The following is a 22,554-nucleotide window of genomic DNA, read 5'->3' on the forward strand; positions in this document are numbered from 1 at the left end:
TCACTCCTGTTGGTGCCTCCAACGGGCCACCGCGTCAGGTGCCGTCGGGCCGCCAGATCACCACCTCGGTGTGGGGCTGCCGGACCGCGAAGCGGCCGTCCGGGGAGGTCTCCCGGAGCAGGGCGCGCAGGCGGGACTCGAATTCCGGGAGCCGGGTGCCGAACAGGTGCGGTGCCGAGAAGGACATCGAGAGGACTTCGGCGACCACGTCGTCCTCGTCCCGTCCCAGCACCCGCCCGCCGGGGACGAGCAGCCGCTGCGGGCCCCGGAAGCCCGCCGCGGCGAGGATCTCCGCCTCGCCGCCGGGGGTGCCGTGCCGCAGCACGCCCCGCCCGGCACGCCGGAGCGGGCCGAGGAACTCCCGTACCAGGCGGGCGATCCCGTCCTGCGGCACGGCGGGGGCCGGCAGTCCGTCCCGCCCGTCCGCACCACCGGCCCCGCCCGTCCCGCCCGTCCCGTCCTTGCGATCCGCGACGTGCACGAGCGCCCCGCCCGGGCGGAGCATGCCGCGGACGGTCGACGCCACCCGCGGCCGGTCCGTCCAGTGGAACGACTGGGCGAGCACCACCACGTCGAACGTGCCCAGACCGCCCGGCAGTTGCTCGGCCCGCAGGCACTCCCACCGGGTCTTCCCGGCCACCCCGGCCCGGGCCGCCGCCCGCACCGCCGCACCGATCATCCCGGCGTCCGGATCGACCCCGACCGCCGCACCGAACCACCCCACCAACCCGGACGACGCGCCCGCAGTCCCCAGCACGACCGTCCCCGGCCCGCACCCGACGTCCAACAGCCGCCCCGTGCCGTCGAGTCGCAGCGCGGCGCCGATCGCCGCGGCCAGGCCGGGGGCGTACGGCAGCCGTCCGCGCGCGTAGTGCTCGGCGGCCCCGGCGAACAGCGTCTCGTCCCACTCCCAGCCCTCGACCGCCTCGACCATTCCGTCCGGCCGTCCTTCCGTCCGCTCGGCCTTCACTTCGCCTCCACTCAACTCCCCATCGGCACCAAGGGTTTCGCCGATGTGGACCGGACGCTTCGACTTCGTCACGGTCGGGCCACACCCCGGCCGCCGAAGGCCCGTTCGACCCCCGCTTCGGACAGGATTCCCTCACACTTCGAACGCGGACCATTCGGTGACCAACAGAACGGCAGGACAGTGGAGTTCACCATCAGCGGGCGCATCCGGCAGCGTGGCCGGCGCCAGATCGGCTGGTCGGTACCGGGCATCGCCGGCAGTACGGCGTGGGCGCTCACGGCGGGGGACGAACTGCGCGGCACCGCCCTGTTCGCGCTCGGTTTCTGCGTCGTCGTCCTCCTGCTGGGCATCCACGAACTGCGCCGCCTGCGCAGGCCGTTCCGACTGCGGCTGGACGAGTACGGGGTGGGCCTGCCCGACGTCCGGCTGCCCTGGGACGCGGTCGAGTCGATCGCCCTGCGCTACCGGGAGCGGTCCGCCGAGGAGCCCGAGACGTCCGTCCGGCCGCCCCGCCTGGTGCTGCGGCTCACCCCGGAGGCCGACCCGGACCGCCCCGGCGGCCCCCGCGACCTCCGCGGCCCCGGCGGCCCGGCGAACGCGACCCCCCGCAGGAGCCGCCCGCTCCCGTGGCCGACCGCCCCGACCGCCCCGAGCGGCGGCGGCACCACCGGGACGGCCGACGAACTCACCCTGGTCAACTGCGCGGACCTCGACCAGTCGCTCGCCGAACTCGTCGGCGCCCTGCACGAGTTCGCCGGCCACCGGTTCGAGAGCGCGCCGCGGAGCGTGCTCCCGCCGGGGCCGCGCGACCGCTACGACCCGCACCTGGGCGGCGCGGAGCGCCGGTTCACCGTCGAGGACGGGAACCTGGCCCGGCTGCTGCTCCTGCTGGCCGCCACCGCGGCGTCCCTCGCCCCGTTCCTGGTCGGTCACCTGCGCGGCGCGCCGCCCGGGCCGGAGGCGCTGTACGTCCTCTGGGCGCTGCTCGCGCTGCTGTTCGGCCGGTTGAGCTTCCGGGCGGGGCGGCGCTGGCGCCGTCCGCTGCGGCTGCGGATCGGCCCGGACGGGATCGGACTGCGCGAGCCGGGCGGCGAGGAGGTGTTCCTGCGCTGGACGGACCTGGGCGCGGTGACCACCGCGCCGCTCCCCGACAGCCTGGACCGGCGCCCGTTCCTGACGGTGTACGCCGCACCCGGCGCCGATCTGCCGCTCACCGCCCCGTTCCTCAGCGACGGGCACCGCGGGTACGGGCTGATCCGCCTGGACCGGCTGCCCGAGCAGGGGCAGGGCGTCCCGGCGGCGCTGCGCGCCTTCGCCGCCGACCGCTACACCTCCCGCTCCTGAAGCCTTTCCTGACCGACCGTCAATTTGCTGACGTACGGCGCAAGTTCGGCGAGCGAGGCGACGAAGTGCGCGGCCCCGGGCAGCCCGTGGGCGGGGTGGGCGCCGGTCAGGCCGATGACGGTGCAGCCGGCGGCGGCACCGGCCGTGACGCCGGCGGGGGCGTCCTCGACCACCAGGCAGCGTTCGGGGGCGACGCCGAGGCGGCGGGCGGCGAGCAGGTAGGGGGCGGGGTGCGGCTTGGCCTCCGCGACGTCCTCGCCGTAGACCTGCACCGCGGGCAGCGGCAGGCCGCCGAGGGCGAAGCGGCGGTGCACCGGGCCCCGGCTGCCGGAGGTGACCAGTGCCCAACTGCCGGGGCGCAGCGCGGTGAGCAGGGCGCGGGCGCCGGGCATCGGCGGGAAGGCGTCGCCCTGGTCGCGCATCAGCGCGTTCAGGGTGCGGCGTTCGGCGGCGGGGTCGAGGGCGGGGGCGACGTCGCGGACGGTGTCCTCGGGGCGGCGGCCGAAGGTGCGCCGCCAGACGCGCTCGGGGTCGAGGGCGTGCCGGGCGGACCAGGCGTCCCAGATCCGGCGGTAGGCGGCGAGGGAGTCGATCAGGACCCCGTCGACGTCGAACAGGACCGCCGCCGCACCGCCGCCGTCCGCACCCGCCCCGTTCCCCATCCCTTTGCCCCTCCCGTTCCGCTCCCGCTCCCCCGGCCCGCTCCCCCGGCCCGCGACCGGCCGGGTGCGATGGTATCCGCACGATCCGCGCCGATCGGCCGTGATTATCGCCGCCATAGCGCCGTTATCCGGACAATCGCGGCCGTGATCACCCGATTGATCATGCTTTGGGACCGGTGGGAATCGGTCCAGCTCGTGGCCCGGGCGAGACCTGCCCGAGGTCGGGGACATAGTCTGCGAACATGACTGACGCCACGCACCTCACTCCCCGGGCCGCCTTCGAGACGCTGCTTGCGGGCAACGGCAGGTTCGTCGCCGGTTCCCCCGCCCACCCGAACCAGGACGCCGCCCGCCGCGCCCAGACCGCTCCGTCCCAGGCCCCGTTCGCGGTCCTGTTCGGCTGCTCCGACTCCCGCCTCGCCGCCGAGATCATCTTCGACCAGGGCCTCGGCGACCTGTTCGTGGTCCGCACCGCCGGCCACGTGCTCGGCCCCGAGGTGCTGGGCAGCATCGAGTACGGCGTGGCCGTGCTGGGCACGCCGCTGGTGATCGTCCTCGGGCACGACTCCTGCGGCGCGGTCGGCGCGACCCGCGAGGCCGTCGCCGCCGGCACCTCGGGCGAGGGCTTCGTCCGCGACGTCATAGAGCGGGTCACCCCGAGCGTGCTGGCCGCGAACGCCGCCGGCTACACCGACAACTCGGACTTCATCGACGAGCACATCCGGCACACCACCACCCTGATGCTGGAGCGTTCGCACATCCTCGCCGACGCCGTCTCGGCGGGCCGCGCCGCGGTCGTGGGCCTCTCCTACCGCCTGGTCGACGGCACCGCCCAGCTGGTCACCACCCGCGGCCTCGACGCCGCCGCCCCGGCCGCCGCCTGACCCTCCTCCCTCCCCGTCCTCCCTCCCACCGTCACGGACACCGTCGCCGACACCGTCACGGAACGCCCCGCCCCGGAACTGCTCGGGGCGGGGCGTCCTGCGTGTCGGGGACGGGGCGGGGGTCAGTCCTTGCCGGGCACCGCCAGGATGCAGAGCAGGGAGCAGGCGACCGCCGCGGACGGGGCGCTGGTGGTGGGGGTGGTGCCGGCGGGCGCGTTCGCGGCGACGAAGCTCGCGGAGGCGGTGTTCTTCAGCGGGAGCGCCAGCAGCAGGGAGTCGCAGTACACGGCGCGGCTGGTGCCGGCCGCGAGGGCGAAGGTGCCGGCGGCCTGCCGGCAGGCGGGCGTGCTCGGGTCGTTGACGGTGACGGACGCGGCGTCGACCGGTCCGGCGTTGCTGACGGTGATCCGCCAGTGCGCGGTGCCGAGCAGGCCCAGCAGGCCGACGGGGCTGGTCTTGGCCCAGGGGCCGGGTCCGCCGGGCAGGCAGTCGTGGGAGTTCGCGGAGCCGCAGATCTCCTTCTCGACGGTGACCTGGGGCTGGCAGCCGGTGCCGGGCGCGACGGCGGTGGTGACGGTGTTGGAGGTGAGGGCGCCGGTGGTGTCGCTGCCGTTGGCGGTGTTGGTGACGGCGGTGGCGGTGCAGGCGGCCGCGACGGTGGTGCGGAAGCAGATCTGCGGCCCGTCGCCCCGGTACTCGACGACCAGGGTGGGGTGGTGGCCGTCGGCGAAGTCCGCGGAGGTGTTCAGCACGAGCTGCGCGGTGACGGTGAGCGCGGGGTGCGCGGTGACGGAGATGCCGGACAGGTCGACGGTGCCGTCCGCGCCGAGCGCGGGGGCGGCGACGGGCGTGCCGTCGGGGTCGGTGACCAGGACCCGGGACGCCGACAGGACGACGTGCGAGAGGTCGATGTCGGTCAGCCGGACCTTGTCGTAGCCCTGGACGTGGCCGCTCGCGCCGTCGCAGTAGAAGTCGCCGGGCTTGAGGGTGACGGAGGCGCCGCTGTGCACGCACGGGCTGGCGCCGGTGGCGGGGTCGAGCGAGAACAGCACGCCGCCGTCGCCGAGGCCGATCAGGCAGCGGGTGGTGGAGTCGTAGCTGTAGCCGTAGTCGCGGGTGGCGCCGCCGTTGGCGTTCGGGTGCCCGGCCGGGAGCGGGAAGCCCGCGCAGGGGGCGTTGGCGGTCCAGTCGTGGCAGACGGTGGCGCCGGCCACGCTGCCGCCCCAGGCGGGGAAGTAGCTGCGGGTGCCGCTGTCGGTGGTGACGGTCTCGGGGTTGAAGGTCAGCACGTTGCCGGCCAGCGCGCCGAGGGTGCCGGGCGCGGCGTGCGCGGAGCCGTCCAGGCCGTAGCAGCTGGTCAGGACGTTGGCGCCGCCGACGGTGCTGGCGCAGACGCCGTCGGGGTGTCCGGCGGTGTCGTACGCGGTGTAGGCGTTGTAGGTGTAGTAGCCGGCGCTCGGCGCGACGGGGCGCGGGGCGCTCCAGCCCGCGCAGGCGGTGAGCGTGGCGGTGTCGAAGCAGCCGAGCGCGGGCGGCCCGGGGACGGTGGAGCCGCCCGTCTGCGGCGAGCTGGAGGCGAAGACCTTGTCGCCGACGGCGGTGAGCGCGCCCAGGTAGAGCGCGGTGGGGGTGCTCGGCAGGTCGTGGTTGGCGGGGACGACGGGCGCGTAGGGCTGCCCGGCGCAGGGGGTGCGGGTGGCGAGGGCCAGGCAGAGCGTCCGGCCGTCGGTGGCGACGCCGTACAGGTTGTCGCCGGAGCGGACCAGGCCGCCGAGGCTGTTGGCGCTGCTGGGCGAGCCGCCGGTGGCGGCGAGGGCGGTGAAGCCGCAGTTCGCCTGGGCGTCGAGGTCGAGGCAGCCGACGCCGACGGCGGTGGCGGTGACGCCGGGGTACAGCACCTGGTTCGGGTGCGCGGGGTCGAACACGTACTGCGGGGTGAGCGGGCTGCCGATGTCGCCGGTGGCGCCGGTGCCGAGCGGGCCGGCGGCGGTGTTCAGCGGGCGCGGCCAGGGGCCGCCGGTGCAGGGCTGTCCGGCCGTCAGGCTGAGGCAGACCACCTGCGGGGCGGTGCGTCCGGCGTGGTGGTAGATGTTCCAGGACTGGATCTCGCCGGTGGCCGTCCGGTGCAGGATCGGGGTGAACCCGTCGCCGCCGGTGGACTGCGCGGTGGGCTGGACGGGGGCGAGCAGCAGCGGGGTGACGCCGGTGCCGACGCCCCGCAGGACCGGGTTCTCGGCCCGGACGGCGGTGGTCGCGGTGCCGGTGTCGGTGGCGCCGAAGGTGCTGCCGTCGGTCGACCAGGACGGCGTCCACCCGGGCGGCACCCGGAGCGAGCCGGGCACGTACGTCTGGGAGGTGCCGGCGCCGGTGATCGGGTCGGTGACGACGGCGGGCCCGGCGGTGTCGCCGGTGCTGCCGCTGCGGTAGGTGACGGCCCAGTTCAGGGTGTCGCCGTGGTCGGCGGTGGCGGCGCCCGGGTGGGTGGCGTTCTGCACGGTCTTCACCAGTGCGGACGTCCCGGCGGCGTCGGCGGGGGCGGCGCCCGCGCCGGGGGCGGTGCTCCCCAGGCCCAGCAGCAGGAGCGCGGAGGTGACGGCGGCGGCCGTGGCGGCGCGCAGCGGGCGGCGGTTCCGGAGGGGGATCGGCTTGGGGGGACGCGGGCTTCTCAGCACTGGTTCTCCACCTCTGATCGGCTGCCGTCCTGACGGGTCGTCAGGCCGGACCGTCGATCAGGGTAAAGGTGCGGTAAGTACGAGCCGGACTCACTTTTTCGTATTGGTCGCATCGTGAACGAATATGATTCGCCATCTTCTCCGACTTGTCCGACCGTATGCCCCGGGGCACTCGGAGTGCTCGAACTCCGCTTCGACACCCGCTCATCCTCCCGACCAACCGCCCCTCCCCCTCACCGCCACCCGCCGCGCCCCGCCCCTTAGGGGATCGCGACCCTTTCCCGACCCGCGCTCGGTGACATCCCCTAAACCTCCGACGGGACGTCAAGTCCCGTACGAACGACCTAATCTGCGAAACATGACCGGACTCCGCCGCACCGCCGCGGCAGCCGCGCTGCTGCTCGCCCTGCCGCTCTCCTTCGCCGCCGCCGCGCCCGCCCTGGCCGCGCCCGCGCCCTCCCCCGCCGCCGTCACCGCCGTCCCGGCCTCCGCCGCTGCCGCCCCCACCGCTCCGGCCGGGCTGCACGTCGAACTGCCGCGCCCCACCGGGCCGTTCGCGGTCGGGCGGGAGATCCTGCACCTGGTGGACCAGGACCGGACCGACCCGTGGGTGCCCGCGGCCGGGCCGCGCCAGCTGATGGTGTCGGTCTTCTACCCGGCCCGGCCGGGCACCGGCGGCCCGGCCCCGTACATGACGCCCGAGGCGGCCCGGCTGCTGCTGGACGACAAGCTGCCCGGCAACACCGTCCCCACCGAGGCCGTCTCGGGGGCCACCACCTGGTCCCGCAGCGACGCCCGCCCGCGGCCGGGCCGCTACCCGCTGGTCGTGCTCTCCCCCGGCTTCACCATGCCGCGCACCGAACTGACCAGCCTGGCCGAGGACTTGACCAGCCTCGGCTACGTCGTCGCGCTGGTCGACCACACCTACGAGAACACCGGGACGACCTTCCCGGACGGGCACACCACCACCTGCCCGGTGTGCCACACCCTGACCACCCAGGAGCAGTGGCAGGCCCTGGACGCGAGCCGGGCCACCGACATCTCCTTCGTCGTCGACCGGCTCACCGGGCACGGGCCCGCCGCCTGGCACTACTCCCGGCTGATCGACCGCGACCGGATCGGCACCGGCGGCCACTCCGCCGGCGGCGCGGCGGCCGTGCCCGCACTGCTCACCGACGACCGGATCAGGGCCGGGGTCGACCTCGACGGCACGATGGACTACCCCGTGCCCGCCACCGGCCTCGGCCACAAGCCGTTCCTGATGATCGGGCACCCGCTCGGCGACGGCGACGAGGACCCGAGCTGGACCGGCGCCTGGCCCCGGCTGGACGGCTGGAAGCGCTGGCTGACCATGGCCGGCTCCGACCACGGCACCTTCACCGACAACCCGCTGTTCACCGAGAAGTTCGGCGTCCCGAGCCCGCCCGGCACCACCGTCGGCGCCGAACGCGGCATCCAGCTCACCCGCCGGTACGTGGCCGCCTTCTTCGACCTCCAACTGAAGGGCGTCCCGCAGCCGCTCCTCGACGGGCCGACCGCCGCCGACCCGGAGATGCTCTTCCACCCGTGACGGGGGAACGCCCCGGGGCCCGCCGAGCCCGCCGAGCCCGCCGGGCGCCCCGAAGGCGCGCGCAGTGGCGCGGATCACAGCGGTGCGCGCCGGGTCGGCGAAATGCGGGGGCCACCGGGACGGTTGGGGCGGTTGGGCACGGGCGACCGTCCCGCGCCCGGCGGCCCCGCACCGTCCGGGCGGCCACCGGCACCCGACCGCGAGGAGCACCCATGACCGCCACCGGTCCCACCGTCCCCACCGAGGCCGCCGCACCGTCCACCGCCGAGGCGTCCGTCACCGGAGCGCCCGCCGCCGACCGCGCGGCCGGGCTGCTGTCCCGGCCGGTCGCGATCAACGGGCTGACGGTGCCCAACCGGATCGTGATGGCCCCGATGACGCGGATGTTCTCGCCGGGCGGCGTGCCGGGCGAGGACGTCCGCTCGTACTACGCCCGGCGGGCCGCCGCGGGCGTCGGCCTGATCGTCACCGAGGGCACCTACGTCGGGCACGAGTCGGCCGGGCAGAGCGACCGGGTGCCGCGCTTCCACGGCGAGGAGCAGTTGGCGGGCTGGGCGAAGGTCGCCGAGGACGTGCACGCGGCGGGCGGCACCATCGTGCCGCAGCTGTGGCACATCGGCATGGTCCGCAAGCAGGGCGAACCGCCGTTCGCGGACGCCCCGGCGATCGGGCCGTCCGGCATCCGGCTGAACGGCGCCGAGGGGACCGGCCGGGCGATGACCCGGAGCGACCTGGACGCGGTGATCGGCGCGTTCGCCGAGGCCGCGGCGGCGGCCGAGCGGATCGGCTTCGACGGCGTCGAACTGCACGGCGCGCACGGCTACCTGCTCGACCAGTTCCTGTGGGCGGGCACCAACCGGCGCACCGACGGGTACGGCGGCGACCCGGTGGCGCGGACCAGGTTCACCGCCGAACTGGTCGCGGCGGTCCGCGCGGCCGTCTCCCCCGACTTCCCGGTGATCTTCCGCTACTCGCAGTGGAAGTCCGACAACTACGACGCCCGCCTGGCGGAGAGCCCGCAGGAACTGGAGGCGGTGCTGGCCCCGCTCGCCGCGGCCGGCGTCGACGCCTTCCACGCCTCGACCCGCCGCTACTGGCTCCCCGAGTTCGACGGCTCCGACCTCAACCTGGCCGGCTGGACCCGCAAGCTCACCGGCCTGCCCACCATCACCGTCGGCTCGGTCGGCCTGGACGGCGACTTCATCCGCGCCTTCGCCGGCGAGGGCGCCCCGGTCGGCAGCCTCGACAACCTCCTCGACCGCCTGGAGCGCGACGAGTTCGACCTGGTCGCCGTCGGCCGCGCCCTCCTCCAGGACCCGCACTGGGCCGCCAAGGTCCTCGCCGGCCGCTTCACCGACCTCCTCCCCTACGAAGCCACCGCCGCCCGCACCCTCAGCTGACCCCCCTCCCCCGGGGCGCGGCGATCAGGTCGCGCCACCGGGCGCAGGAGGCCCCGGGGTGCACCGCCGCGTCTCGAAGCAGGCGCGGACCCTGCCGAAGCGCCGGCGGTGGCCCTCAGCTCTTCGAAGACCCCGACCCTCTACGGACTCCGGCTGACGTCACGTCAGCATCCGGACCTCGTGACAACACCATCGCGCCTCCCTTCCGCAACGATCCCCCGATTGCAAAGCCAGCTCTGGATCAGCAGTCACGACGACGAGCCCCGCGAGCGCGGGACTGAGAAGGTCTGCATCGCCATGGAGGCAGTGGCGAGGGAGCGATCCCCGCGAGCGCGGGGGTTGCTCCTCCCGCACGCACTCCTCGATCCGGCCCCGGCCGTCAGCAGGCCGCCCGCGCCCGGGCGCTGAACGCCCCAGCGGGGCCTGCCGTCCGAGCCGGTCCGCACCATCACGGCCCGGTACACCTCGGTCTGCTGCTCGCTCACACCGACCTCCCCACTCGGCAGTCCGGGTGGTGGAGTGTCGTCTCGACGTGCCCGCTGCCGTCCGCCCTGGTGCGGGCGATCAGCGCCGTGGCGGTGCTCGCGAGATCCTGCACAGCCCGGCAGTCCGCCAAGGAGTCGGGGCTGGCGGGCGCGGCCAGGCGGTAGCACCCGCAGTCCAGGTGCCGTATGGCGACCTCGGCGCCGATGCGGGTGGCGAAGGTCGATGCGGTCTCGAACACCCCGACCTCGAACGGGCTGCTCATGCTGGCCGCCGGGTGGTGGCGGCGGTGAGGTAGTCGTCCCAGCAGTCGGTCGCGGTCGGGTCTTGGTCGCGGCCGGTGCCGGAGACACAGCGGCTGCACCGGGTGCACGGCCGGTACGGGACGGCGTCGTGCGCTGGGCGCGGGGAGGGGCTACCGGCCATGGCCGACCTCCAGATCCCGCGTGCACACCACAGTGTCGAAGTCGTGCACCACGCCGTGTTCGCCGGGGACGGTGATGGTGCCGTCGGGGTGGAGCGGGGGCTCGGTCGAGCCGCAGACGAGGCATGCCTCTCCGTGGAGGCGCGCAGGGCTGATGCCCTGGTCAGAGGGTGTCGCTGTCACGTCCTCCACGATCCCCGGCCGGAACCACCGAAAGTGACACAGCCTGTGTCACTCGTCGTCAGACGGCCTGCGCCCAGCGGGCCATCGCCAGCAGCTCGGCGTCGCGGCCCCTGCTGAGCCGCACCAGGGTGGCCAGCTCGGTGCGGACCTGGCCGTGCTCGCGGACATGTTGCGGGGCGATCTGCCGGGCCACCAGCAGAGAGTCCCGGGCGTGGCCCGGGCGGCCGAGCGCCCCCTGCGCGCGCCCGAGGTCGATGTAGTAGTGCGAACGGCGTTCCGCCGGGAGGTCCCGGGGTGGCGCCCACCGGCCGGCCTCCGCCACCGCCCGGTTCAGGCCTGCGGGATCGGCCAGCTCGACGGCCACCGCCAGCTGATGGATGCGGACCGAGGCAAGGCCGACCGCGGTGCCGTCGTACAGGCGCTCCGGCACGTCGCGGGCCAGCCGCTCGGCCTCGGCCAGGTGCAGGCGGGCGGCATCCGGGTCTCCGGCGCGGCCGGCGACGACGGCGGCCCGCATGTGCAGGGCGGCCTCGGCAGCGGCCAGCAGCACAGTGACGGGCGGCGGCATGCGGTCGGTGGCCTGCTGCAGGGCGCGCAGTCCGGTGGCGAGCTGCCCGGTGGCGAAGAACGTCTCGGTGCGGACGTAGGCGGCTGCGGCGGCGAGCGCAGGGTCCTCGGTGATGCCTGCGGCCCAGCGCATCAGCTCGACCAGGCGGGCGGACAGGTCGCGGTAGCCGTATTTGTAGGCCGCGGCGTCGGCGGACCGGAGGGCCAGCGCGAGCAGGTGCGCAGCGCGGTGCCGCTCTGCGCCGGTCGTCCGATCGACGGCGCGGAACAACTCCTCCAGCAGGGGCGCGATGGCCTCCGCGAGCATGCTGTACTGCGAGTTGACGCGAGCCTGCGTCATCTCCTCCACCACTGCCGTGAGTTCGTGCAGCGGCCGGACCGGGCCGTCCTCGGGCAGATCGTAGGAGGCGATCGCGGCCTGCAGCGCGGGGATCGCCCGGTGCACGCGGGAGTTCGTGCGCCCGGGGCCGCCGAGCAGGTGCTCGGGCGTGGTGTGCAGCGCGCGGGCGAGAGCGGTCAGAACGACGTCGCTGGGGTTGCGGGTGCCGCCCTCGACCTGGCGGATCATGCTGACCGAGACCCCGGACCGGTCGGCGACCTCGGCTCGGGTCAGGCCACCGGCTGCTGCGCGTGCGGCGGCTACGCGGTACCCGAGGTGGGCAGCGCTGGTTCCGCGCATACTGGACTCCGTTCCGTGCGACCACTCGGAACGGTACCGCCCTGCTGCTGTGCGGCAGGGCGGTTCGTCGCACTACGGGGTGAGGAGATCGGCCAGCTCGGTCAGCGAGTTGACGGTCCAGTCGGCGTCCGGCGCGGTGGTGGTGAGGCCGATCGGTCCGCGGCGCAGGTGCGCGGCCCGCAGCCCGGCCGCCCGCGCGGGGGTGATGTCGTTGGCCGGGTGATCGCCGACGTAGACGATGTGCTGCCGCTCTCCCTGCGCCCACTCGGCGATCCGGGCGAAGAAGCCCGGCGAGGGCTTGGAGACGCCCCACTCGCCGCTGGTGGCGATCGCATCGGCCGGCAGGTCGAGCCCCCGCAGCAGGTTCGACACGTCCGCGTTCTGGTTCCCGGCGATACCCACCCACACTCCGGCGTCGCGGAGCCGCTGCAGAGCGGGCCGGACGTCCGGGTACAGGTCGGACTCCTCCAGACGGTCGCCCTGGTCGGCGGCCTGCCTGGCCCGCCACTCGGCGCCGACGTCGCAGCCCGGCCGAACGAGCCTGATCGCCTCGGCGTTGTCGAGGCCCTGCGCGAGGACGTGGCCGACGAGCGCGGACATGGTGTGCTGGGGGACGCCGAGCCAGCGGGCCCAGTCCGCCCAGTACCGGGTGTCGCTGGTCAGGGTCTCGCCGATGTCGAACACCACCGCTGTGATCATGCGGGCCAGGGTAGCCCGGTCCCTGCTGGCGGCCCAGGCCCGGACGCACGAAACCGCCCCGCGCTCCCGAGCGCCCCGGCGTCCTCGACAGCATGGAACAACCCTTAGTACTCCAGTAGTACTCCAGCCGTAGATCGTGATCTTCATGCGTGGAGGGAGGCTTGGCGGCGGTAGTGGCTGTGACGGGCTCGGGCTTGGTGGCGTCGCAGCAAGGTTGACCAGCGGAGCAGGTGGGTCGCGTCCCGGGTGGATCGGGCGATCAGCGCGGTGCACAGGCGCTGGATCTCGTTGCAGGTGAGCGGGATCAGCCCGTTGGGGCTGGTGCCGTCGTCGACGGGGGCCCGTCCCTGGTGTTCGAGGGCAGCGGTAGTAGGCGAGTTCGCCGGTACTGCGGTTGCGGCGGATCAGCAGGTGCCGATGGCCCGTCGGGCCGTCGGCGGTGATGCGATCAGCACCCAGTCGTACCAGCGGTGCCCCTTCGCGCCGTGTTCGGCGGACAGTTTCTGCCAGGCCAGCCAGGGCTTGGTCGCGAAGCCGGTCTCGTCCGGGACAGCGGCCTGCTCGCAGCGGCCCGGTCCACTGGTCCAGGACTTGGGCAGGTACAGGGCGCGGTCGATATCCGCGTGTTCGAGCCGGGAGGCGCATGTGAGGCAGACGGCGACCTGGGCGTTCTCGATCCGGCCCGCGGTGCCGGTGTACTGGCGCTGCACGCCCACGGTCCGGGTGCCCTTCTTCAGGTCGCCGGTCTCGTCGGCAACGAGTACCGCCTGCTCGTCCGCCAGGTGCTCCAGTACGAACTCCCACAGGTCGTCGCGGACCAGGTCGGCGTCCCACTTCGCGCGCCCGAGCAGGTGCTGCAGTCCGTCCGGTGTGGTGTCCCCGGCGTGCTCGGCGATCGTCCAGCAGTTCTTGCGCGGCAGGTCCGCCAGCAGCCCGAGCACCAACTGCCTTACCCGACGGCGGGGTTCCACCCGACCCAACCGTCCGGCGATCCGCCCCATCAGCCCTCGAATGCCCCCTGCCAACCGACAGGCACTGCGCTGTGACCCACGGCCACCGCGTGATCACTTGTCTTCACGCACCGATGATCAGCGGTGGCCGCACCTGTCTCCGCGGCGGCCCCGACCAGCAGGACGGCGGTCCACCCGCTAGTCAAGAAGACCCCGGCGCTGGAGTTCTTCCTCGATCGCCTGCCGCATGACCTTCCAAGAGCGCCGACCCTTGTTGGCAACAGAGCGAGCCTCCCCGGCTTGGGAGTTCTGCAGCGCGTCGCGCAGCGCGTCGTCCGAAATGTGGCGGTACCGCTGCTGTTCGGCAGCATCCTTCTTCCAGCGGGCCATGGCCCCTCCTCAGCGTCGATCACCGTCTGGCAACCATGCCTGCTCGACAGTTGCCCCTTCCACAGGTATCCGCGCCCGTCGGCGCCAGCCAGACCAAGCCGTCCCCACCAGCAAGATCACGATCTACGGCTGGAGTATTGGCCCGTATCTCAAGTACGAGGACAGCCGACCGAAGACGTTCACCCTGACCAAGCGTCGGAAGATCAAGAAGATTGCGAAATTCAAGCAGGCCGAGCACAGCCTGCCGTTCTCGATCTGGAGCCCGGCCGGACCAGCAGGCTTTTCTGGTCGCCGAGAGAGGGCGGTGGCATCAGCAATGAGGGCATTGGGGTCCTGCTCCCTGAAGGGGCTTCTCCTTTTTTCGGCGTGTGGAGACTTGGGCGCCCCGAACTACGTCACGAGGACGGCAAGGGTCGAGCGCCTCTACGCAATCACTGAGGGCCAGGTCGCTCCCGAGGGGGCGAGCCCGAAGTCGTTCTGTGCCTGAGCGAGTTCGGGCCGCTCAGGCTTCGGCCACACCCTGGCCGACGGTGGGCGGGGCACAGCGGTAGACACAAGGCCTCGCAGGACAGCACGATCCGCTGCTGCACCGTCCGGCGCAACGAACACGTCCAGGGTGAGCGCCTTCGCACAGTTGCCAACAGTGCGAACACTGCCTTGTGCGGCACCGGTTCGCCTCCGTCACTGCATTGCGGGCTTCGCCCGGTGCGCGGCGATCAGGTCGCGGTACCAGGCGTAGGAGGCCCTGGGGGTGCGCCGCTGGGTCTCGAAGTCGACGTGGACGAGGCCGAAGCGCTGGCTGTAGCCCTCGGCCCATTCGAAGTTGTCGAGGAGGGACCAGGTGTAGTAGCCGCGGACGTCGACGCCGTGGACGGCGGCGCGGGCGAGGGCGTCGAGGTGGCCGGCCAGGTAGTCGGTGCGGAAGGTGTCGTCGAGGGCGCCGTCGGTGGAGCAGCCGTTCTCGGTGACGGTGATCGGGGGGAGGGCGTCGCCGTAGCGTTCCTGGAGGGTCAGGAGCAGTTCGTAGAGTCCGGCCGGGACGACGGGCCAGTCGAAGTGGGTGCGCGGGACGCCGTCGATGGGGGCTTCGGCGAAGGGGAGGCCGGGGTCGGTGGGGGCGGCGATCCGGGTCGGGTTGTAGTAGTTGACGCCGAGTCCGGCCAGGGTCGGGGCGGAGATCAGGGCGAGGTCGCCGTCCTTGACGGCGCCGTGCAGGTCCGGGCCGACCCCGTAGGCGGACAGGTCGGGGTAGCGGCCGAGCAGCAGCGGGTCGGTGAACAGCCGGTTGTGCAGCGCGTCGTACGCGTCGGCGGCGGCCCGGTCCGCGGGGGCGTCGCTCGCCGCCCGCACCGGTGTCAGGTTGTTGGCGATCAGGACGTCGAGCCCGCGGCCGCGCAGTTCGGCGGCGGCCAGGCCGTGGCCGAGGAGCTGGTGGTGGGCGGCGGGGAGGGCGTCCAGCATCAGGGCGCGGCCGGGGGCGTGGATGCCGAGCGCGTAGCCGTACACCATGTGCACGAAGGGCTCGTTGAGGGTGATCCAGGCCGGCACCCGGTCGCCGAGGCGGTCGGCGACGACGCCCGCGTACTCGGCGAACCGGAAAGCGGTTTCCCGTTCCAGCCAGCCGCCCTCGTCCTCCAGGGCCTGCGGCAGGTCCCAGTGGAAGAGCGTGGGCAGCGGGGTGATCCCCGCCGCGAGCAGCCCGTCCACCAGCCGGTCGTAGAAGTCGAGTCCGGCGGCGTTCACCGGGCCACGCCCGGTCGGCCGGACGCGGGTCCAGGCGATCGAGAACCGGTACCCGTCCAGGCCCAGTCCGCGCATCAGCTCCACGTCCTCGGGCCAGCGGTGGTAGTGGTCGCAGGCGGTGCGCCCGCTCTCGCCGTTCTTCACCGCCCCCGGCCGCTCGCAGAAGGCGTCCCAGATCGAGCGTCCCCGCCCGTCCTCGTCCACCGCGCCCTCGACCTGGTAGGCGGCGGTGGACGCGCCCCACCGGAACCCGGCGGGCAGGTCGTGACGGTCCGTCATGGGAGTCCCTTCCACGGCACGAACCCCGCAAATGCGAGGAGTGCTCATGTTAGAGAGATCCACCGGCCGCCGACCAGAGCCCCGGGCCCACCGATCACCGGGCATCCCGCTCACCGGGTGTGGTGAACGCGGAGGACCGCGCGGCTGCGCGGACGTCGATCTCGGCGTCGAACGGTTCGGCGGCGGAGCCCCCAGCACCCGAGCACCCGAGCACCCGCAACACCCGACAGAACCTCGCCACGGCGCGCAGGGCGGCAGGGTTCGGCGAGGACGTCTCCCGCCCGCCGGACCGACCACCCCTCCGGCCGGGTCGTTCACCCGGCGACGGGCGTCAACTCGTGCAGCAACAAGTGGAGTTCGACGTCGTCACCGGGTTCGACCCACAGTCCGTCGGCATCGAGAACGGCGGCGGCGGCCGGGAGGGAGTCGCCGGCCCAAGACCCGAGCCGGTACTGCCGGGCGTGGCCGACGCCACCGATCATCGTGGGGCGGTCGATCCCGCACAGGGACTCCTCGCACCGGGGTGGTCGGCGCAGTCCTCCCGTCCGGGCCGGTGGCCGAGTGCGGCGGGGCGGGCCGCCGACCCCGGACCCGGCCCCGCTGCGGTGCCGGGGCTCAGATCCGGCCGGTGAGGACGAAGCCCGCCTCGACGACGGCGGTGCGGACGCGGTCCTCGTCGATCTCGCCGGCGACGGTGACGCGGCCGGCCTTGGCGTCCGCGGTGACCTCGGTGATGCCGGGGAGGGCGGTCAGGCCGGCGCTGACGGTGCGCTCGCAGTGGCCGCAGCTCATGCCCTCGACGGCGAAGACGGCGGTGCTGGTCATGGGGACTCCTCGGACATGTCGCTTCATCGGCTTGTCTGACGTTCCGTCAGCGGGTCGGCGCGCGCCGGACGGGGCCGCCGCACGGGTCCACCCCAGCGCACTCCGCGGCGCGGAAACGTCGGACGCGCCGCCGGATGCCCCCATCGGATGGAGTCGGGAACCGCCCGGGCCGCCCGGCCGACCCGCACCCGGACCACCCTTGTTGCACTATCTTTTCAACTGCATAGAGCAATCAAGAAGGAGGGCGGGCATGGGGATGCCGGAGTCGCCGGTGGTGCTGGGGATCGAGTCGTCGTGCGACGAGACGGGGGCGGGGCTGGTCCGGGGCGGCGTGCTGCTCGGCGCGGCGGTGGCGTCCAGCATGGACGAGCACGCCCGGTTCGGCGGCGTGGTGCCGGAGATCGCGGCCCGGGCCCACGTCCACGCGATGGCCCCGGTGGTGCGGGAGGCGCTGTCCCGGGCGGGGCTGGCGCTCGCCGACGTCGGCGCGGTCGCCGTGACGACGGGGCCCGGCCTGTCCGGCGCGCTGCAGGTCGGCGTGGCGGCCGCGAAGGGCTACGCGTTCTCGCTGGGCGTGCCGCTGTACGGCGTGCACCACCTGGCGGGGCACGTCGCCGCCGCGACACTGGACGGCGGGCCGCTGCCGAACCCGTGCGTCGTGCTGATCGTCTCGGGCGGGCACACCTCCCTGCTGCTGGTGCGCGACCTGGCCCGCGACCCGATCGTCCACCTCGGCGACACCCTGGACGACGCGGCCGGCGAGTGCTTCGACAAGACCGCGCGCGTCCTCGGCCTGCCCTACCCGGGCGGGCCCGCGATCGACCGGGCCGCCCGGGACGGCGATCCGGCGGCCGTGCGGCTGCCCCGCCCGCTCACCGGGCCGGGCGACGACCCCTACGCCTTCTCCTTCTCCGGCCTGAAGACCGCCGCCGCCCGCTGGGTCGAGGCGCACCGCACGGCCGGCACCGCGCCGCACGTTCCGGACGCCGCCGCCTCCGTGCAGGAGGCGATCGCCGACACCCTGACCCGCAAGGCCGTCCGCGCCTGCACCGACCACGGCATCGACACCCTGGTCGTGGTCGGCGGTGTCGCCGCCAACTCCCGCATCCGCGCGCTGACCGAGCAGCGCTGCGCCGCCGCCGGGATCACCCTGCGCGTCCCGCCGCTGCGCCTGTGCACCGACAACGGGGCGATGGTCGCCGCGATCGGCGACCTGCTGGTCCGCGCCGGCGCCGCGCCCGCCCCGCTCGACCTCTCCGTCGACCCGTCCGCCCCGCTGGAGTTCGCCGCCCTCAACCCCGTTGCCAGGAAAGCCGCCTGACGTTCCGTCATGGATCGTGGCGGGGCGCCGCGGGCACGCTCAGCTCCGGCGGTGCCACCACTCCGCCGCCGGGTCGGCCGTCGGCTCGTGGTGGGTCCGCCGGAGCAGGACCGCGTCCAAGTGCTCGACCCGGCGGCGGAGTTCGGCGGCAGCCCGTGGCGGGAGCGCGGCGAGCGCGTCCCGGAGGGTGTCCCGGGCCCAGCCCCCGCCGCAGCACAGGCAGGTGAACTCGGCCTCCCAGGGCCGCCATCGGCGGTCGGTGCCGTGCACCCGGACCGACCACACGCTCACCGCCACCGCCACCAGGCCGGGGCACAGGCGCTCACGTTCGAGCTGCCGGACGGCGGCGTTGGCCGCGCCGGAGAGCCCCGGGACGTCGCGGTAGCGGACCCACGGCAGGCCGAGGCCGCGCCCCTGCGGGCGGAGCGAGACGGGCGTCCTACGCGGCACGGCCCCTTCGGGTGCAGATCATGGGCCGCATCCTGCCACACCACCGCCCGGGCCCGAGCCCCGCCCCCTTCTCCCCGGCCCTCACCGAACAGAACCGAACAGCCGGTTCACTGCCCGTCGCCCGCGGGGCCCGCCGCGCGGCGCTCCTGGAGCCAGCGGTCGCTGAGGTCCGACCAGGTGCGGCGGTACTCCTCGTACAGGGGGCGGAGCTGCTCGTGGGTGAGTTCGGCGGCGGGCGTGGTGGCGACCAGGTGCTCCAGGTCGTCGCCGAGGCGGCGGAAGCGGGACTGGGTCTCCTCCATCAGCACCCAGCGCGAGCGCCAGTTGAAGAAGGACTCGACCGCGCCGAGCAGGGTCACCACGGCGACCAGGGCGAAGCCCAGTCCGGCCCAGAAGTCGAGGTCCTGCAGGCCGAGGATGATCGTCGAGGCGGCGGAGAGCCCGAGGGTGAGCACCCTCAGCAGCGAGGACGAGCAGCGGAAGCGCTCCTTGCGGGCCCGCGCGTACACCGCGCCGGAGCGGATCTTCCGGTGCAGGCGCTCCGCGGCCTGCACCGGGGCCAGCCCGACCTCCAACCGCCCGACCGCCCCGGCCCGCGCCACCGGTTCCACCGGCCGCGTCGACTCCACGGGCTCCATCGACCCCGCCGGTTCCACCGACTCCACCGACATCCCGCCACCCCCGGCCTCCGTGCCGCCGGAGGCGTTCCGGCAGCTTCCGGCCGTAGCGTCCCACACCCCTGGGGCGGGGATTCGGGCCGCCTCTTGCGCTCGTTCGATTATGGTGATTACTGTTTGATTGTGATTGATTGGCCAGTGCGCACAGAGACAAGAGACAGGAGCACCCCCGCCATGAAGGTCCTCATCACCGGCGGCGCCGGCTTCATCGGCTCCACCGTCGCCTCCGCCTGCCTGGACGCGGGCATCACCCCGGTCGTCCTCGACAACACCGTCACCGGCCGCGCCGAGTTCGCCGAGGGGCGGATCTTCTACCGGGGCGACATCGCCGACGGGGCGCTGCTCGACCGGGTGTTCGCCGAGCACCCGGACATCGCGGCCACCGTCCACTGCGCGGCCCTCGCGGTCGTCCCGGACTCCGTCGCCGACCCGCTCGCGTACTACCAGGTCAACGTCACCGGCACCCTGGAGCTGGTCCGGCACCTGCTGCGCAACCACTGCCGTCGGCTGCTGTTCAGTTCCTCCGCCTCGGTGTACCGGCCCGGCGCGGACTTCACCGTGGACGAGGACAGCCCCTTCGACCCGCAGAGCCCGTACGCCCGCACCAAGGCGATCTGCGAGCAGCTCCTCGCGGACGTCGCCGCCGCCGAGCCGCTGCGGGTGCTCTCGCTGCGCTACTTCAACCCGATCGGGGCCGACCCGGCGCTCCGCACCGGGCTGCAACTTCCGCGCCCCAACCATGCGTTGGGCAGGCTGATCCAGTCCTGGCAGCGGGGCGAGCCGTTCCTGGTGACCGGTACCGACTACCCGACCAGGGACGGCTCCGGCCTCCGCGACTACGTCCACGTCTGGGACCTCGCCCGGGCGCACGTCGCCGCGCTGACCCGCTTCGACCTGATCCTGCCGCCCGCCACCACCCCGGCCGGCACCGCCCCGGCCGGCACCGCCTCGACCGCCACCGCCACGGCCGGTGCCGGCGCCGATGCAGTGGGCGGCTCCCCCGCCACTTCGCTCGCCGTCAACCTGGGCACCGAGACGGGCACCACCGTCACCGAACTCGTGCGCGCCTTCAACGCCCTCGTCGACCGGCCGGTGACGGCCGTCCCGGCGCCGCGCCGCCCGGGCGACGTCGCCGGGGCCCGCACCCGCAGTGACCGGGCCCGCACCCTGCTGGGCTGGGAGCCCGCACTCACCCTGGCCGACGGCATCCGGGACTCGCTGCGCTGGGCCGAGGTCCGCCCCGCCCGACTCGCCGACCGGTCTTAGCGGCAAAGGGAGTTGACGGTCCGTCAGGTGTGGCGGCGGCCCGTCAGCAGGTCGACCACCGGCTCCCAGGCGGCCTCGCCGAGCAGCCCGTCGCCGCGCGCCGTGCCGCCGTAGTCGAAGACCTTCGACGGGACGGGGAGGGGCTCGCCGGGGAAGTACACCCGGTGGCCGGCGTCGTGGCGGGCGATCACCCGGACGGGCCGGCCGGCGGCCCGGCGGCGGGCGGCCAACTCCTCGGCGTAGCGCAGCGAGGACCACATCTCGTCGTCGCCGCCCGCCACCAGCAGCAGGTCGGCGGCGGCCCGTTCGGCGGGGATCGCGGCGGCCTCCAGCCGGTCGGCGAAGGTCCGCTCGCTGCGCTCGTAGGAGCCGCGTACCGCCACCGGGCCTTCGGTGTCGGGGAGTTCGGCGAACCAGGTCTCGTCCATCGGGACGAACGGGACGGGCTCGCCGCGCCAGCTCCAGCAGGAGCGGTAGGGGCGTTCGCGGCCGTCGTGGCCGGGGCCGAGGTTGCACCAGACCAGCGAGGTCGGCGAGAGGCCGACCACGGCGTCGACCCGGGGGTCGCGGACGGCGGTGAGCAGCGCGGCCTCGGTGCCCTTGGAGGTGCCGAGGATGCCGATCCGGTGCGCGCCGCGCTCGCGCAGCAGGTCGACGGCCGCGACGAAGGTCTCCAGCGGCACCTCGCAGATGCCGGGCGGCTGGCCGGGCCCGCCGAACCAGCGGACGGCGAGGGCGAGCAGGCCCCGTTCGGCGAGGAGCCGGGCCCGCACCCGTTCGATCCGGCCGCTCGACCCGGACAGCACCAGGACGCCCGCCCCGGTGGCCGTCCCCGGCGCGGGTTCGATCAGCACGCCTTCCCAAGGTTCCGTCAGCTCGTGTTCCACGACCACCACGGTGTCTCCTCTCACGGCACGCCCCCGTCCCAGAGGCTATCCGCGCGGGCGGCGGACCTGTCATGCACCCCCGCCTCCCCACCGCCCCGCCGCACGGCCGCCGTCTCCGCCACCCCCGCGCGGCCCGCCCATCGGCGCGCGGAACCAGGACCCTCCGGCCGTCCCCGACGGGACCATCGGCCCTGGAACGGCGCGGCGCCCGCGCACCAGCATGGAGATCCACCGTCCGGCGGGGGCCGCGCCACTCCCCGGAGTGCGGCCCCCGCCGGACGGTGTGCGGCAGCTGTTCCGACGGTCCGTCAGGCCGCGTACCGGCCGGCCGACGCCGGCCTCCCGCACTCCTCACCCCGCGAAACCCGGATGACCGGCCGCCGCCCGGCGGCTAGGGTCCGGCGCATGAAGCAGCAGATCACCGTGCACCGGGTGCGCGACGGCGCCCGGGAGTACCGGGTCCTGCGGGCGGCGGCGGGGCCGGGGCGGCTCGCGCTGCGCGACGAGCACCACTGGCTGACGCTGTACGCGGACCGCGCGGGCCTGGAGCGGCTGCTGGCCGTGTGGGCGCTGGCGACGCGCTCCCCGCACTCGCTGCTCCACCTGCCGCTGCGCGCCCAGGCGCCGCCCGCCGGCCTGCCGCCGCTCCGGGACGGCGCGGCGGCCCCGGAGACCCTCGACCTGGTCCTGGCCCACCACTCGCTCCAGTTCCGGCCCAGCGCCTGGAAGGACCTCCGCTCCCGCCTCGGCCGGGGGCGGCCGCAGACCACGGGCACCCCGGACGCCGACTTCCGCGCCGTCCCCGGCTTCGTCGAGCGCCTCTTCCACCGGGAGTTCCGCGACCACCTGCGCTTCGACCTGGCCGCCCGCACCCTCTTCGTCACCGGCAGCGCCGCCGCCTTCCGCGACGACGGCCGCCACCTCGCCGCCCTCCGCACCGAGGGCCCGGCCGACCACCACCGCCGCGCCTCCCGCACCATCGGCCACGAGTGCGCCGAGATCGGCACCGCCCCCCGCTCCTTCCCCACCACCCGCGGCCCCTTCCCTCCGGGCCTCCTGCACGTCCAGTACTGCCCGGACTGGGCTGAATGAACATCATTTGATCCTTATCGAATGCTTTTCATGAGGAACCGAATGATTTCGATCAAGCTCCCTGACACGGCGAACCCGCGCGGTAGCGTCCCCAGGAGTCCTGTCGCGGCTCCCGGCCGCCGGACGATCCGGTAGGG

General features: G+C 74.3%; 20 protein-coding genes and 1 pseudogene. 7 read left to right on the forward strand and 14 right to left on the reverse strand.

The window, feature by feature from the left end; all coding sequences use genetic code 11:
- Positions 1–34: 34 nt before the first annotated feature.
- Positions 35–934 (reverse strand): class I SAM-dependent methyltransferase, encoded by a 900-nt coding sequence (locus ACIQBJ_RS02610; protein ID WP_400703459.1) that lies wholly within the window; start codon positions 932–934, stop codon positions 35–37.
- 216 nt (positions 935–1,150) lie between these two features.
- Between ACIQBJ_RS02610 and ACIQBJ_RS02615 the strand changes: the two genes are divergently transcribed.
- On the forward strand, positions 1,151–2,314 hold the full coding sequence (locus tag ACIQBJ_RS02615) for a hypothetical protein (protein WP_400702220.1): 1,164 nt from the start codon (positions 1,151–1,153) through the stop codon (positions 2,312–2,314).
- On the opposite strand, the gene ACIQBJ_RS02620 is transcribed toward ACIQBJ_RS02615, so the two are convergent.
- Complete coding sequence (locus ACIQBJ_RS02620) at positions 2,296–2,976, reverse strand: HAD family hydrolase (protein ID WP_400702223.1); 681 nt, start codon at positions 2,974–2,976, stop codon at positions 2,296–2,298. The genes ACIQBJ_RS02615 and ACIQBJ_RS02620 overlap by 19 nt on opposite strands.
- Positions 2,977–3,218: 242 nt before the next feature.
- Here ACIQBJ_RS02620 and ACIQBJ_RS02625 point away from each other — a divergent pair, with 242 nt between their 5' ends.
- Positions 3,219–3,860, forward strand: coding sequence for a carbonic anhydrase (locus ACIQBJ_RS02625; RefSeq protein WP_400702226.1), 642 nt, complete (start codon positions 3,219–3,221; stop codon positions 3,858–3,860).
- Positions 3,861–3,982: 122 nt separating this feature from the next.
- Here ACIQBJ_RS02625 and ACIQBJ_RS02630 read toward each other — a convergent pair whose 3' ends face one another.
- Positions 3,983–6,532: a hypothetical protein gene (locus ACIQBJ_RS02630; RefSeq protein ID WP_400702229.1), complete on the reverse strand. Its 2,550-nt coding sequence runs from the start codon at positions 6,530–6,532 to the stop codon at positions 3,983–3,985.
- A 358-nt stretch (positions 6,533–6,890) separates the two neighbouring features.
- Between ACIQBJ_RS02630 and ACIQBJ_RS02635 the strand changes: the two genes are divergently transcribed.
- Positions 6,891–8,102 (forward strand): alpha/beta hydrolase family protein, encoded by a 1,212-nt coding sequence (locus ACIQBJ_RS02635; protein ID WP_400702232.1) that lies wholly within the window; start codon positions 6,891–6,893, stop codon positions 8,100–8,102.
- Positions 8,103–8,314: 212 nt separating this feature from the next.
- Complete coding sequence (locus tag ACIQBJ_RS02640; RefSeq protein WP_400702235.1) at positions 8,315–9,502, forward strand: NADH:flavin oxidoreductase; 1,188 nt, start codon at positions 8,315–8,317, stop codon at positions 9,500–9,502.
- A gap of 481 nt (positions 9,503–9,983) precedes the next feature.
- Here the strand turns inward: ACIQBJ_RS02640 and ACIQBJ_RS02645 are convergent, their stop codons facing one another.
- The 8 genes and pseudogenes from ACIQBJ_RS02645 to ACIQBJ_RS02680 all read right to left on the reverse strand — a co-directional run bounded on the left by ACIQBJ_RS02645 (position 9,984) and on the right by ACIQBJ_RS02680 (position 16,724).
- Positions 9,984–10,250: a hypothetical protein gene (locus ACIQBJ_RS02645; RefSeq protein ID WP_400702238.1), complete on the reverse strand. Its 267-nt coding sequence runs from the start codon at positions 10,248–10,250 to the stop codon at positions 9,984–9,986.
- 400 nt (positions 10,251–10,650) lie between these two features.
- Positions 10,651–11,838 carry a helix-turn-helix domain-containing protein gene (locus tag ACIQBJ_RS02650; RefSeq protein ID WP_400702241.1) on the reverse strand — a complete coding sequence of 396 codons (1,188 nt, stop codon included), beginning with the start codon at positions 11,836–11,838 and terminating at the stop codon, positions 10,651–10,653.
- Positions 11,839–11,910: 72 nt separating this feature from the next.
- Complete coding sequence (locus ACIQBJ_RS02655; RefSeq protein ID WP_400702244.1) at positions 11,911–12,537, reverse strand: HAD family hydrolase; 627 nt, start codon at positions 12,535–12,537, stop codon at positions 11,911–11,913.
- Positions 12,538–12,680: 143 nt separating this feature from the next.
- Positions 12,681–13,538 (reverse strand): annotated as a pseudogene (locus tag ACIQBJ_RS02660) (IS701 family transposase).
- Positions 13,539–13,685: 147 nt separating this feature from the next.
- Positions 13,686–13,877, reverse strand: a complete 192-nt coding sequence (locus tag ACIQBJ_RS02665) for a hypothetical protein (protein WP_400702247.1) — start codon at positions 13,875–13,877, stop codon at positions 13,686–13,688.
- 681 nt (positions 13,878–14,558) lie between these two features.
- Entirely contained in the window at positions 14,559–15,899 is a 1,341-nt protein-coding gene (locus ACIQBJ_RS02670) for a GH1 family beta-glucosidase (RefSeq protein WP_400702250.1), read from the reverse strand.
- A gap of 314 nt (positions 15,900–16,213) precedes the next feature.
- Complete coding sequence (locus tag ACIQBJ_RS02675) at positions 16,214–16,381, reverse strand: hypothetical protein (RefSeq protein WP_400702253.1); 168 nt, start codon at positions 16,379–16,381, stop codon at positions 16,214–16,216.
- Positions 16,382–16,514: 133 nt separating this feature from the next.
- Positions 16,515–16,724: a heavy-metal-associated domain-containing protein gene (locus ACIQBJ_RS02680; protein ID WP_400702256.1), complete on the reverse strand. Its 210-nt coding sequence runs from the start codon at positions 16,722–16,724 to the stop codon at positions 16,515–16,517.
- A gap of 250 nt (positions 16,725–16,974) precedes the next feature.
- On the opposite strand from ACIQBJ_RS02680, the gene tsaD reads away from it, so the two are divergent.
- Complete coding sequence (gene tsaD / locus ACIQBJ_RS02685; RefSeq protein WP_400702259.1) at positions 16,975–18,045, forward strand: tRNA (adenosine(37)-N6)-threonylcarbamoyltransferase complex transferase subunit TsaD; 1,071 nt, start codon at positions 16,975–16,977, stop codon at positions 18,043–18,045.
- 39 nt (positions 18,046–18,084) lie between these two features.
- On the opposite strand, the gene ACIQBJ_RS02690 is transcribed toward tsaD, so the two are convergent.
- Together ACIQBJ_RS02690 and ACIQBJ_RS02695 are read right to left on the reverse strand one after the other, a co-directional pair.
- Positions 18,085–18,495, reverse strand: a complete 411-nt coding sequence (locus ACIQBJ_RS02690; RefSeq protein ID WP_400702262.1) for a hypothetical protein — start codon at positions 18,493–18,495, stop codon at positions 18,085–18,087.
- A gap of 107 nt (positions 18,496–18,602) precedes the next feature.
- On the reverse strand, positions 18,603–19,166 hold the full coding sequence (locus ACIQBJ_RS02695) for a DUF4231 domain-containing protein (RefSeq protein WP_400702265.1): 564 nt from the start codon (positions 19,164–19,166) through the stop codon (positions 18,603–18,605).
- A gap of 180 nt (positions 19,167–19,346) precedes the next feature.
- Between ACIQBJ_RS02695 and ACIQBJ_RS02700 the strand changes: the two genes are divergently transcribed.
- Positions 19,347–20,438 (forward strand): NAD-dependent epimerase/dehydratase family protein, encoded by a 1,092-nt coding sequence (locus tag ACIQBJ_RS02700; protein WP_400702268.1) that lies wholly within the window; start codon positions 19,347–19,349, stop codon positions 20,436–20,438.
- A gap of 23 nt (positions 20,439–20,461) precedes the next feature.
- On the opposite strand, the gene ACIQBJ_RS02705 is transcribed toward ACIQBJ_RS02700, so the two are convergent.
- Complete coding sequence (locus ACIQBJ_RS02705) at positions 20,462–21,334, reverse strand: acyl-CoA thioester hydrolase/BAAT C-terminal domain-containing protein (RefSeq protein ID WP_400702271.1); 873 nt, start codon at positions 21,332–21,334, stop codon at positions 20,462–20,464.
- Positions 21,335–21,730: 396 nt separating this feature from the next.
- On the opposite strand from ACIQBJ_RS02705, the gene ACIQBJ_RS02710 reads away from it, so the two are divergent.
- The gene (locus ACIQBJ_RS02710; RefSeq protein WP_400702274.1) at positions 21,731–22,417 is read left to right on the forward strand and encodes a hypothetical protein; all 687 of its coding nucleotides are present in this window, start codon (positions 21,731–21,733) and stop codon (positions 22,415–22,417) included.
- The last annotated feature ends 137 nt before the right edge of the window (positions 22,418–22,554 follow it).

The organism is Kitasatospora sp. NPDC088391 (genome assembly GCF_044753345.1).
Lineage (GTDB): Bacteria > Actinomycetota > Actinomycetes > Streptomycetales > Streptomycetaceae > Kitasatospora.